The sequence below is a fragment of the Paraburkholderia sediminicola genome (genome assembly GCF_046026895.1).
Lineage (GTDB): Bacteria > Pseudomonadota > Gammaproteobacteria > Burkholderiales > Burkholderiaceae > Paraburkholderia > Paraburkholderia sediminicola_C.
This window is the reverse complement of the sequence record NZ_JAQQEU010000044.1, coordinates 46,805-58,770: the sequence shown is the minus strand read 5'-3', so window position 1 is coordinate 58,770 and position 11,966 is coordinate 46,805. Positions and strand designations below refer to the sequence as shown.

General features: G+C 64.7%; 8 protein-coding genes and 1 pseudogene. 4 read left to right on the top strand and 5 right to left on the bottom strand.

The window, feature by feature from the left end; genetic code table 11:
- Positions 1-257: 257 nt before the first annotated feature.
- Positions 258-2,228 (top strand): propionate catabolism operon regulatory protein PrpR, encoded by a 1,971-nt coding sequence (gene prpR, locus PQR02_RS26315; protein WP_408238117.1) that lies wholly within the window; start codon positions 258-260, stop codon positions 2,226-2,228.
- A 58-nt stretch (positions 2,229-2,286) separates the two neighbouring features.
- Here the strand turns inward: prpR and PQR02_RS26310 are convergent.
- Positions 2,287-3,197 (bottom strand): annotated as a pseudogene (locus tag PQR02_RS26310) (LysR substrate-binding domain-containing protein).
- 121 nt (positions 3,198-3,318) lie between these two features.
- Here PQR02_RS26310 and PQR02_RS26305 point away from each other — a divergent pair.
- From PQR02_RS26305 to PQR02_RS26295, 3 genes are all read left to right on the top strand, one after another.
- The gene (locus PQR02_RS26305) at positions 3,319-4,401 is read left to right on the top strand and encodes a tartrate dehydrogenase (protein WP_408238123.1); all 1,083 of its coding nucleotides are present in this window, start codon (positions 3,319-3,321) and stop codon (positions 4,399-4,401) included.
- A gap of 422 nt (positions 4,402-4,823) precedes the next feature.
- The gene (locus tag PQR02_RS26300; protein ID WP_408238114.1) at positions 4,824-6,182 is read left to right on the top strand and encodes an MFS transporter; all 1,359 of its coding nucleotides are present in this window, start codon (positions 4,824-4,826) and stop codon (positions 6,180-6,182) included.
- A gap of 259 nt (positions 6,183-6,441) precedes the next feature.
- The gene (locus tag PQR02_RS26295; RefSeq protein WP_408238111.1) at positions 6,442-6,771 is read left to right on the top strand and encodes a hypothetical protein; all 330 of its coding nucleotides are present in this window, start codon (positions 6,442-6,444) and stop codon (positions 6,769-6,771) included.
- A 99-nt stretch (positions 6,772-6,870) separates the two neighbouring features.
- Here PQR02_RS26295 and PQR02_RS26290 read toward each other — a convergent pair whose 3' ends face one another.
- The 4 genes from PQR02_RS26290 to PQR02_RS26275 form a co-directional block, all read right to left on the bottom strand.
- The gene (locus tag PQR02_RS26290; protein ID WP_408238108.1) at positions 6,871-8,028 is read right to left on the bottom strand and encodes a glycoside hydrolase family 53 protein; all 1,158 of its coding nucleotides are present in this window, start codon (positions 8,026-8,028) and stop codon (positions 6,871-6,873) included.
- 114 nt (positions 8,029-8,142) lie between these two features.
- Complete coding sequence (locus PQR02_RS26285) at positions 8,143-10,107, bottom strand: beta-galactosidase (RefSeq protein ID WP_408238105.1); 1,965 nt, start codon at positions 10,105-10,107, stop codon at positions 8,143-8,145.
- Positions 10,108-10,174: 67 nt separating this feature from the next.
- A complete protein-coding gene (locus tag PQR02_RS26280) occupies positions 10,175-11,026 on the bottom strand; it encodes a carbohydrate ABC transporter permease (RefSeq protein ID WP_408238102.1) in 852 nt (283 codons plus the stop codon).
- Positions 11,027-11,046: 20 nt separating this feature from the next.
- Positions 11,047-11,952, bottom strand: a complete 906-nt coding sequence (locus PQR02_RS26275) for a carbohydrate ABC transporter permease (protein ID WP_408238098.1) — start codon at positions 11,950-11,952, stop codon at positions 11,047-11,049.
- Positions 11,953-11,966 lie beyond the last annotated feature (14 nt).

The window sequence follows — 11,966 nt, the reverse complement described above, 5'->3', positions numbered from 1 at the left end:
TGCGCCCGCGTTCGGCGCGCTGTTGTCTGCTTCGCTCATCAGTTTTTTCTCCAAATACAGTGTGGGGCTATTTGACCGGCTCCTTAAATGCAAAGAACGGGCCAGCCCGGTCTCCGCGCGCTAAGTACCTGATTTGACAGGAGACAGCCGCACCGCCCCCTGCTTCGCCTCATTTCACAAATGAAACTCCAATTTCAAATTGGAAATCGTTGTGTGCATAATGGATGAACTTCCAATCCCGCCGCGAGCCGCCCGCCTTGAACACACCTCTGTTCGAACCGTCCCCGCGCCCGCGCATCTGGGCGCTCAGCATCAGCCGCCTGCGCGATCTGTTTTTCGACATCGCCGGCGAATACGTGGAACGCGCGGACCTGCGCATCGTCTCGCACGGCTTCGAAGATGCCGTGCGAGAGATCGAGGCCGCGGGAGCGGGCCGTCCCGATGTCGTGATTGCGGGCGGCTCCAACGGCGCGTATCTGAAAACGCGCGTGACGGTCCCGGTCGTGCGCATCAACCCGACCGGTTTCGACGTGATGCATGCGCTCGGCCGCGCGCGGCGCGACGGCGCGCGCGTCGCGCTCGTCACGCACGGCGACACGCCTGAAGAAGTGCGGCGCTTCACGGCCGCCTACGCGCTCGACGTCACGTTCGCGTCGTATCAGTCCGCGCAGGATGCGGAAGGCGTCGTGCTCGACCTGAGCGATCGCGGCGTCGACGTGGTGGTCGGCCCCGGACTCGTCACCGACCTCGCCGCGAACGCCGGGATGGGCGCGGTGTTTCTCTATTCGCGCGCTTCGGTGCGCGCCGCTTTCGACACCGCGCTCGAAGTCGCGCAGGCCACCCGTCGCGAAACCGTGCGCCGTCAGCGGCTCGACAATCTGCTGCAACATCTGCGCGATGGCGTCGTCGCGCTCGACGCGCAAGGATGTGTCGAAGTGATGAACCAGCGTCTGGCCAGCGTGCTCGGCATCGACGTGGCAAAAGCCGCGGGGCGCATGCTGCTCGACCTTGCCCCCGATCTCGCCGGCAGCCTGCCGGACGCGGACGGCGACAGTTTCTGCACGGTGCGCGGCGCGAGCTACGTCGTGCATCGCGGGCCGCTTGCCAGCAGCAGCGCGGCGGCGGGCACCGTGCTGACGTTTCAGGAATCGCGCGCCGTCGAGCGGCTCGATCGCACGCTGCGAGCGCGCCAGCGCGTGCAGCAGTTCGCCGCGCGATACCGGCTCGAGGATATCGTCGGCGCCTCGGCGTCTATCGAACGGGTGCGCTCGCTCGTGCGGCGCTACGCGCGCTCGGATGCGACCGTGCTGATTCTCGGCGAAAGCGGCACCGGCAAGGAGATGGTCGCGCAGAGCATGCATCAGTTGAGCGCGCGGCGCGACTTCGCCTTTGTCGCGATCAATTGCGGGGCGTTTCCCGAGGCGTTGCTGGAGAGCGAGCTGTTCGGCTACGAGGAAGGCGCGTTCACCGGCGCGCGCAAGGGCGGCAAGGCGGGGCTGATCGAAGTCGCGCACCGCGGCACGCTGTTTCTCGATGAAATCGGCGAAATGCCGCTGTCGTTGCAGAGCCGGCTGTTGCGCGTGCTGCAGGAACGCGAGGTGGTGCGGCTCGGTTCGACGGAGCCGACGCGCGTCGATATCCGGGTCGTCGCGGCGACGCATCGCGCGCTGACCGAGGGCATCGAAGCGGGCCGCTTTCGCGCCGATCTCTACTACCGGTTGAACATTCTGAGCATCGCGCTGCCGCCGTTGCGCGAACGTCCCGACGATCTGTTGCCGCTCGCCGTCGAATTGCTGCGGCAGGCCGCGGCGCGTGAACCGAGGCTGGCGGCGCGCGTGCCCGATGCGGCCGCCGCCGAACGGGTGCTGACGGGACTCGGCGCGTCGCTGCGACGTTATGCATGGCCGGGCAATGTGCGTGAATTGCAGAATGTGATCGAGCGGATCGCTGTCGAACTCGCTGACGCCGACATCGATGCCGACCCGCCGGACGAAGGCGTAACTGTCCTCACGCGTGAGATGCTGCGCGACGTTGCGCCTGAAGTCGTGGAGGCCCATGCACGCGCGGCGAAGCCTGCCGCGCTGACGCTGCGCGAGCGCAGCCGCCACGTGGAAGCCGATCAGATCCGCGCGGCGCTAGCGGCCCACGACGGCGATCGCGATGCGGTCTGCGACGCGCTCGGCATCAGCAAGACGACGTTGTGGCGGAAGTTGAACGCGGGGCGTTAGGCAGATAGGGGTGGTACGTTTCGACGCCCGGCGGTTACGTGAGCTGCGTCGACAAACTCTACGGGTTGCCGGCGCGACCCAAAACATCGAACTCGGCACTCAAAAAATCCACGCACACCCTAACCTTCGCCGACTGCGCGAGCCGCGCCGGATAAACCGCCCACACATTCGCCGGCTGCGTCACCTCGGGCAGAACCTGCTGCAACTCGCCGCTCGCGAGGAGCGCCCGCACATCCCACATCGAGCGCAGCACGATCCCGCGCCCAGCCAATGCCCATTGCACCGCGACCTCGCCATGATTGGTCGACAGCGGCCCCGTAACCTTGATCAAGGTGGTTTCCCCACGCATCTGCAAACGCCAGAGACCGAACGGATGGTCACGCTCCTTGATCGCCAGGCACGCATGCGAAGACAGATCGGCAAGCTGGCGCGGCGCGCCGTGCCGCGCCAGGTAATCAGGCGACGCGCACAGCACACGATGGTTCGATGCGAGACGCCGCGCAATCAGACGCGGCGCGATCTCATCGCCGATGCGGATATCGAGGTCGAAGCCTTCGCCCGCCACGTCGACCAGCCGGTCAACCAGATCGAGCCGCACGCTCAGTTGCGCATAGCGCTCGGAGAAGCGGGCCAGCGCCGGAGAACCGGCGGCCAAAGCCGAGGCTGCTGGAAATGCGCAGTTTGCCGGCAGGCTGGCGGCGCGTGGTGGATACGTCTTCCACCAATTGCTCGACATCGTCGAGAATTTTTTCGGCCCACGTATAGACGCGCTCCCCCGCCTCGGTAATCGCGACGCGCCGCGTGGACCGGTGCAATAGACGCGTGCCGAGCGTAGTCTCGAGCACACCGATGCGTTTGCTGACATAGGCCGCGGATACCGGCCTCTGCCGCCGCACTGAAACTCGCTTTGCGCGCCACTTCGCAAAACACGCGCAAATCGTTGAGATCGGGCGACGGCACGGTGTTCATAGGACCTTCTTGGTACACATATCGTGCACAGTCGCTTAACTAAAGCTGTCATTTTATGCGCAGCAGCAGGAATAGAATGAGCGTCTTTGAACAGTCGAACATCCCCACGGAGGAGCGCAGCATGTCGAAGAAGTATCGGATCGCGGTCATACCCGGCGACGGCATCGGCGGCGAAGTCATGCCGGAAGCCATTCGCGTGCTGGACGCGGTGAAGCAGCGCTTCGGCATCGAACTCGAGTACCAGCACATCGAATGGGCGAGCTGCGCGTACTACGCGAAGCACGGCAAGATGATGCCGGACGACTGGAAGACCCAGCTGCAATCGGCCGATGCGATTCTGTTCGGCGCGGTCGGCTGGCCGGACACCGTGCCCGACCACATCTCGCTGTGGGGCTCGCTGCTGAAGTTCCGCCGCGAATTCGACCAGTACGTTAATCTGCGCCCCGCCCGCCTCTTCGCCGGCGTGCCGTCGCCGCTCGCGGGCCGCAAGGCGGGCGACATCGACTTCTGGATCGTGCGCGAGAACACCGAGGGCGAATATTCATCGGTGGGCGGCGTGATGTTCGAAGGCACGGAGCGCGAATTCGTGCTGCAGGAGTCGGTGTTCACGCGTCACGGCAGCGAGCGCGTGCTGAAGTTCGCGTTCGATCTCGCGCAACGCCGCGAGCGCAAGAAGATCACGGTCGCCACCAAGAGCAACGGCATCGCGATCAGCATGCCCTGGTGGGACAAGTGCGCGGCCGGCATCGCGGCGCAGTACCCCGATGTCACGTGGGACAAGCAGCACATCGACATTCTCTGCGCGCGCTTCGTTTTGAACCCGGATCGCTTCGACGTGGTGGTGGCGACCAATCTGTTCGGCGACATCCTGTCCGATCTCGGCCCCGCCTGCACCGGCACGATCGGGCTCGCGCCATCGGGCAACCTGAACCCGGACCGCAAGTTTCCGTCACTGTTCGAACCGGTGCACGGCTCGGCGCCCGATATCGCCGGCAAGAATATCGCCAATCCGATCGCGATGATCTGGTCCGCGGCGATGATGCTCGACTTCCTCGGCAATTCCACAGGCAAGGAGCGCGACGCGCACGATGCGATCCTCGCGGCGATCGAGGCAACGCTGATCGAAGGCCCGCATACCGGCGACCTCGGCGGCAACGCGAACACCACCGAAGTCGGCAAGGCGATTGCGGCAAAACTCGCGTGAACCGCCTGAGTCTTTCGCTGCCCGTTAGACATGTCGGGTAATCCCGCGTTGACCCGCTGCTATCGTTTTACTTACAGTTCAATGTTCGTGTAAAGAATCACCGTTCTATACGCGAACAAACGCGCCCTGGCCTGAGCGTCCCGACTTCGCGGCAGTTGGCCACGCTGTTGCGCGACCGGCCCGGCCCACGCGCGCCACGAGGGCACAAGGCGTCTCGAAACCGGTGCGGGCCTGGCGGCCACCGTCGGAGCGTGCCGGCCGTCAGGCGTCCCATGGCATGGCATCGACCGCAAGGTGCGCCGCCGTCGTCCACACACCCGGTTCGCGGCGGACGCAGGCATCGTGTACCGCTTCCAAAAAGCGTACGATCGTAAAAAAGGGAAAGCTGCGTTTTAAAGCGCTTTTGCAATCAGGAGACCATCATGAGCCGCAGCACCGCTGTGAACGTTCAAACATTCATCAACGAACATCCTTTTTCGCCGTTCCAGTGGCTGATTTTTTTCATGTGCTTCGTGATCGTCCTGCTGGACGGTTTTGACACCGCCGCGATCGGCTTCATTGCACCCTCGCTGATCGGCGAATGGGGCATCTCCAAGCCGGCGCTTGCGCCGGTGCTGAGCGCGGCGCTGTTCGGCCTCGCGTGCGGGGCGCTCGTTTCGGGCCCGCTGTCGGACCGTCTCGGCCGACGCCTGATGCTGATCGGCTCGGTGCTGCTGTTCGGCGCGATGTGCCTCGCCTCGGCCTTCTCGACCAGCATCGATCAATTGACCGTGCTGCGCTTCGTTACCGGCGTCGGCCTCGGCGCGGCCATGCCGAACGCCGTGACGATGATGGGCGAGTATTGCCCGGACCGCCGCCGCGCGACCCTGATCAACCTGATGTTCTGCGGCTTTCCGCTCGGCGCGGCGTTCGGCGGTTTTCTCGCCGCGTGGATGATTCCGCATTTCGGCTGGCGCAGCGTGCTGCTGCTCGGCGGCATCACGCCGCTGCTGCTGTTGATCCTGTTGTTGTCGAAAATGCCGGAGTCGGTTCGCTACATGGTGGCGAACCGCAAGCCGACCGAGCGGATTCGCGCAGCGCTCGCGCGCATTTCGGGCGACGCGGTGCACGCCAACGCCTTCACGATGACCGAAAGCGCGCCGCAAACCGGCGGCAAGGGCTTGGGCGTCGTGCTGTCGCGTTCGTACATCATCGGCTCGGTGATGCTGTGGGTGGCCTACTTCATGGGCCTCGTGATCTTCTACGCGTCGATCAACTGGATGCCGATCCTGCTGAAGGACGCCGGCCTCCCGCCGCAGCGCGCGACGCTGATTTCCGCGCTGTTCCCGCTCGGCGGCGTCGGCGCGGTGCTGTGCGGCGTGCTGATGGACCGCTTCAACGCGAACCGGATCATCGCGGCTTGCTATGCGCTAACCGCGGTGAGCGTGTATTTCATCGGCCAGGCGGCCGGCAACGTGGGCGCGCTGGTGTTCATCGTGTTCGTCGCGGGCGTGTTGATGAATACCGCGCAATCGTCGATGCCGGCGCTCGCCGCCGCGTTCTACCCGACCGAAGGCCGTGGCACGGGCGTGGCATGGATGCTCGGCATCGGGCGCTTCGGCGGGATCGCGGGTTCGTTCCTCGTGGCCGAACTGACGCGCCGCCACTTCACGTTCGGCGGCATCTTCGCGACGGTCGCGGTGGCGGGCCTGCTGTCGTGCGTGGCTCTGCTGATCAAGCAGGCGGCACGGCCGCATGTGGCGACGACGACTGCCGCGAAGACGGAGTCGTTCGGGCATTGAGCGCGGGCGCGGGCTTCGGTGCCGGGTTTCGGCACCGCGCCGGCGCCGCCCGTCCACGGGCAAGCTGGATGGTCCATTGATTCTTCGAAGCCGCCGCAACTGGCGGCTTTTTCATTTGCGCCGCCCGCGCGTGAGCGGGTAAAAGAAACGGCACACGTCACTTCCCGATAAACTACGCGGTTGTTTGCCCGTGCGGATGCCGCGATGGTGGATGCCGCCATCGCCGCACCGCCGCTCATCTCAAGTCAGGATTCCGGTAATGAAACGCGTAGTCGTATCCGCGCTGCTGGCGGCGTGCCTCGCGCAACCGGCCGCTCAGGCCGTTGCACAGACAGTCAGCGATCAATGTTTTGCGATCGGCGATATCGCCGGCCAGGTCGCTTCATGGCGCGCGCACAAAAAGACCAAGGCCGAGGCGCTCGACCAGGCGGCCCGGTACTACAAGGACCCAGCCGACCGGCAAACGGTCGACGCGATCATCGAGAAGATCTTCAGCCCGGACGCGCCGCACATGACGCCCGATCAGGCCAGCATGGCGTTCACGTCGGCGTGCGTGAAGCGGAAGCACGAGCAGGCACCCGCGCAGTGATGCCTGCCGTCAACGCGGCGGGCTCGACGGCCCCGCCGCGTTGAACGAAACACATGCGCAGGCAAACGCCGTCCGCAAATTGCGCGGCCGCTACCGGCACTAGCGTCTGCGAAACGCGTCCAGCGACGGCAGCGCATTGCCGTGAAAATCGAACAGCGTGTTGTTGTCCCACTGATCGCCCGCGCCGACTTTCCATCCCACGTTCGGCGTCGGAATCCATTCCGGCTCCCACCAGAACACGCCCTTGCCGTGTCCATCGGGAATCGCCTTCACGACATCCGTCACCGCGCCAAGAAACTGCGCCTGGCCGGCCGGGGTCTGCGGATAGGTCGCGGTGCCCACGTTGGTCATCGAGTCGGGTTCCGAATCGCCGTCACTGGTCGTCCACGGATACGCGGTCTCGACCACGATCACGTCCTTGTCGTAGCGCGTCGCCAGATCGTTCGCGTTGTTCTGCAGATCGCTCAGCGAGCCCTGCCACTGCGGGTAGTAGGACAAGCTGATCACATCGAACGTGACACCGCGCTGCGTCGCGCTGTCGAACCACCAGCGGCTCGTGGCATTGTTGCCGCCGCTGTCGATATGCAGCATCACCTTGATGCGCCCGTCGACGGATTTGACCGCGTCATGCCCCGCCTTCAACAGCAGCGCGAGGTTGTCCAACTGATCGTACTTGCCGAGCGGCCACAGCATGCCGCCGGTGATTTCGTTGCCGATCTGCACCCACTCCGGATGAACGCCGTCGCGCTCGAGCATGTTCAGCACATTCGACGTGTACCCGGACAGCAGCGTGCAGGTTTCCGTGATGTCCTTGCCGGCCCATTCGTGGGGCGGATACTGCTTGCCCGGATCGGCCCACCAGTCGCTGTAGTGGAAGTCGATCAGCACGCGCAGGCCGAGCGCGGCCGCGCGGCGCGCCAGCACGCGAGCATGTTCGGCACTGTTGTAACCGGCCGCAGGGCTCTGATTGGCCGGAAAATAGTTCGGATTCCCAGGATCGTTCCAGACCTTGATACGAATCGAGTCGACGCCATGGCCCTTCAGAATCCGCAGACAGTCGAGCCGCTCGCCGTGCTCGTAGAACTTGGCGCCGTTCGCTTCGAGTTCGAGCAGCGTCGACACGTCCGCGCCCATCGCAAAGCGGCCGCCACGCGCGGCGGATTGCCGCTCCCCCGCGACGGCGGGCAGGCCCACTGTCGTGCCGACGCCCGCCGCAGCGGCAGAGGCCAGCCATCCCAGCATTTCTCTTCGGTTCATCCGTCATCCTCCATCGATTGAATGGCGGCTCTGGCAACGGCCGCCTGGTCCGGTTTGAAGCGCCTGTGTTTCACCCTCCGGTTTTCTACTTCCGACTGCACTCTCTTGCCAGTTTCAAGCGTCTTGCCACACGCAGACATCGCCGGTATTCAGGCGCGGCTCGCCGAGCACGAAACTCGCGTGAGCGGGCGCCGGCGCGTGCACCGTCTGCGGGCCGAAGTTGAACGCGAAGGTCAGCCCGCCGCGCCGGCGAATGCGCAAGCCGTCGGCCAGCAGTTGCGTGTCGATCCCGGCGTCGCGCGCCGCCTGCTGCAACACCGTGCGATGCAACGCGTGAGACAGCCAGCCCGCGACGTAGCGAAGCTTGCCGTGCGTGAGAAGCGCCGGCCACGCGTCGTCGAATTGCGCGGTAACGCGCGTCTCGCCGTTGGCGCGCACATGCTCGCGCCAATGCATGGCCGCGCCCTGCGTGCCGTCGATCGACAGCGCGGGCGCAAGGGTCGGCCGCAGCGACTCGGCTTCGAGCACCTGCATCGGCAGCACGCGCTGCAACGCGCCCGGCGGCAGATTGCCGGGAATCGCGAAGGCGTCCGTTTTGGAGCCGCTGCGCGGACCGAAGACCCACTGCGCGCGGCTGCGTTCGATCTGATCGACGAGCGCATCGTCGATCACCGCGAGGCTCGGCACGACCACGAGGCGATACGCGCCGAGGTCCGCGCGGCTCGACACGATATCCACGTCGAGCCCGAGTTCGCGCAATGCTTCGTAGTAGTCGAACGCCAGCGTCTGGTAGTCGAACGTCTTGCCATGACGCTGGATCTCGAACATCCATTGCGTCTCGTAATCGAACACGAGCGCCGTCGCCGCGCGCGCGGGCGCGCCGAGCGTCGACAGCGCCGCGCAGTTCGCGATCTCGCGCGCCGCCTGCTGCACTTCGAGGCCGCCGGGCGACAGTTCGTTGTTCGGCAGGTTGAGGCCGGAGTGCATCTGTTCCTGCGCGTACGGACACTGGCGCCAGCGGAAATACGACACCAGTTCCGCGCCGTGCGCGAACGCTTCGTAAGCCCACAGCCGCACCATGCCCTTCGCGGGCACCGGGTTCCATTGCGCCCAGTTGACCGGACCGGCCTGTTGTTCCATCACCCAGAAACGTCCCGCACCGATCGCCCGATAGCGGTCGTGGTCGAACGCGGACACGTCGGGATGCGCGGTGCGGGCGAAACGTGCCTTCTGCTCTTCCGGCAGCGCAATCGATTCCGTGCGTGCGATCGGGTAGCTGTCCCAGGCCGCGACGTCGAGCGCATTGTTTTCGGCGAAACGGTAGTGATCGAAGGTCGTGAAGAAGCCCATGAAGTTGTGCAGCAGATCCGCGGCCGGCGCATGCTCACGCAGCACTTCGATCTGTTCGCGGTGAAAGCTCGCCACCTCGTCGGACATGAAGCGGCGGAAGTCGAGCAGATGGATCGGATTGGCGTCGGTCGGCGTGAGATTCGGCAAGCCGATCGCGTCGAACGACGGATACTCCATGCTCCAGAACACGTTGCCCCACACGTCGTTCAGCGACGCGACGGTTTCGTAGCGCCGTTGCAACCACGCGTGGAAGCGCTCGAGCGCCGCAGCCGAATAGCTCGGCACGGTCTCGTGACAGCCGAGTTCGTTATCGGTCTGCCACGCGACGATCGACGGATGCCGCCCGTAACGCTGCGCCATCGCGGCGACGATACGCACGCATTCGCGCCGGTACGTGTCGTTCGAAATGTCGTAGTGGCGACGCGAGCCGAAATTCCAGCGCGTGCCGTCGGCACGCACCGGCAACACGTCCGGGTGCGCGTCGATCAGCCATTTCGGCGGCGACGCGGTCGGCGTGCCGAGCACCAGCTTCAGGCCCGCTGCCGCGAGCGTGTCGACCGCTTCGTCGAGCCATTGCCATGCGAAAAAGCCCGCGCGCGGCTCCATCCGGCTCCACGCGAATTCGGCGATCCGCACATGCGTGATGCCGAGTTCGACCATACGCTTCGCATCGTCGGCCCACATCGTGCGCGGCCATTGTTCCGGGTAGTAACAGACACCAAGTTGCATGAGAAAGTCTCGTTGTGAGTTGACGAGTTGACGAGTGACGAGTGACGAGTTGACGTCGGCCGGGTGCTCAGCCTTTGCTTGCACCGAAGGTCAGGCCGGCGACGAAGTGCCTCTGCATCGCGAAGAACATCAGCACGGAAGGCAGCGCGGCCAGCACCGAGCCCGCCGCGACCAGATTCCACGCGGTCGTCCATTGCCCCTTGAGCGCGGCGACGCCCACCGTGATCGGCGCGGCCTCGTCGCCTTGTGTGAGGCACAGTGCCCAAAAGTAGTCGTTCCACACGAAGGTGAACACCAGGATGCCGAGCGCGGCGAGCGCGGGGCGGATCAGCGGCAGCACGATACGCAGATAGACGGTCCATTCGCTCGCCCCTTCCACGCGCGCCGCCTCGATCATCTCGAACGGCAACTGCTTGATGAAGTTGCGCAGAAATAGCGTGCAAAAACCGGTCTGGAACGACACATGGAAAATCACCAGCGCCCACACGGTGTTGAACAGGCCAAACTTCAGCGCCATGTCGCGCACTGGAATCATCAGGATCTGGATCGGCACGAAATTGCCGGCGACGAAAGCGAACAGCACCGCCGTATTGCCGGGGAAGCGGTAAGTGGCCAATGCGAAACCGGCCATCGAAGCCAGCACGATCGCGCCGATCACCGAAGGCACCGTAATCAGCACGCTGTTGGCGAAGTAATGCAGCATCGGCGTTTGCGTGAGCGCGGTGCCGTAGTTTTCGAGCAGCGCGAAATGCTTCGGCCACGTCCAGTAGTCGCCTCGCGAAAGCTCGTCCGACGAGCGAATGGACGTGACGAGCACGGCGAGCATCGGCAGCAGCCAGAGCAGCAAGGCGAGCGGCAACGACGCTTTGTAGAGCGTGCGATTGAGCGGTTTCCAGCGTTCGACGGGAAGCGGATACATGACGCGTAACTCCTGGGCAATCAGTGTTCTTCGCGCAGCATGCGGCGCAAATGGAACACGATATAGACGAGCATGATGGCGAACAGCACGACCGCGATCGCGGCGGAATAGCCTTCGCGGTAGTACTTGATGGCCTGGTCGTACATGTAATAGGCGAGCACGGTGGAGCTGTCGAACGGGCCGCCGCCGCTCATCACCGCGATCAGGTCGAAGCTGCGCAGCGCGCCGATCACCGTCAGCACCACCGCCATGAACGTGGCGGGCCGCAATTGCGGCAGGATCACGTGCCACAGCAGGCGCAGGCCCTTCGCCCCTTCCATGCGCGCCGCCTCGACCACCTCGGGATTGATGCCCGTGAGGCCGGTCAGATACAGCACCATGCAGAACGGCGTTTGCGGCCACAGCGCGGCGAAGATGATGCCGAGCGTCACCGTGCGCGGATCGCCGAGCACCGGAATGCCGCGACCGACGATCAGGCGCAGCAACCCGAAGCCAGGGTCATAGAACCAGCTGAACACGAGACCGACCACCACGCCCGACAGCACGAAAGGCGCGAAGAATAGCGACTTCACGACCCGCATGCCACGCATATGCTGGTTCAGATACAACGCGAACAGCAGGCCGAGCGGGGGCGCCAGCAGGAACAGCGCGAGCCAGATCAGATTGTTCTTCAGCGCCGTGTAGAACGTGTCTGAATGAAACAGCTCGACGTAGTTGGAAAGACCGGCGAAGGTCTTCGGCGTCATCCCATCCCAGTTGTAGAAACTGAGCGAGATGCTGCTGATGATCGGGTAGATCACGCACAGACAGAACAACGCGCAGCCCGGCAGAAGAAAGAAAAACGCGGCGCGGTGCTGATGACGGCGCGTGGTCGAGACGTGACGATGCCGGGCCGCGGGTAGGCGGCGCGCTGCGGAATGAGACATGGATCGAGCCTCGT

What these genes read in the sequence shown, in the direction of transcription:
- PQR02_RS26295 (WP_408238111.1), top strand. Translation starts at nt 6,442, where the DNA reads ATGAAACGCGTAGTCGTATCCGCGCTGCTGGCGGCGTGCCTCGCGCAA.
- PQR02_RS26275 (WP_408238098.1), bottom strand. Translation starts at nt 11,952, where the DNA reads ATGTCTCATTCCGCAGCGCGCCGCCTACCCGCGGCCCGGCATCGTCAC.
- PQR02_RS26280 (WP_408238102.1), bottom strand. Translation starts at nt 11,026, where the DNA reads ATGTATCCGCTTCCCGTCGAACGCTGGAAACCGCTCAATCGCACGCTC.
- PQR02_RS26285 (WP_408238105.1), bottom strand. Translation starts at nt 10,107, where the DNA reads ATGCAACTTGGTGTCTGTTACTACCCGGAACAATGGCCGCGCACGATG.
- PQR02_RS26305 (WP_408238123.1), top strand. Translation starts at nt 3,319, where the DNA reads ATGTCGAAGAAGTATCGGATCGCGGTCATACCCGGCGACGGCATCGGC.
- PQR02_RS26300 (WP_408238114.1), top strand. Translation starts at nt 4,824, where the DNA reads ATGAGCCGCAGCACCGCTGTGAACGTTCAAACATTCATCAACGAACAT.
- PQR02_RS26290 (WP_408238108.1), bottom strand. Translation starts at nt 8,028, where the DNA reads ATGAACCGAAGAGAAATGCTGGGATGGCTGGCCTCTGCCGCTGCGGCG.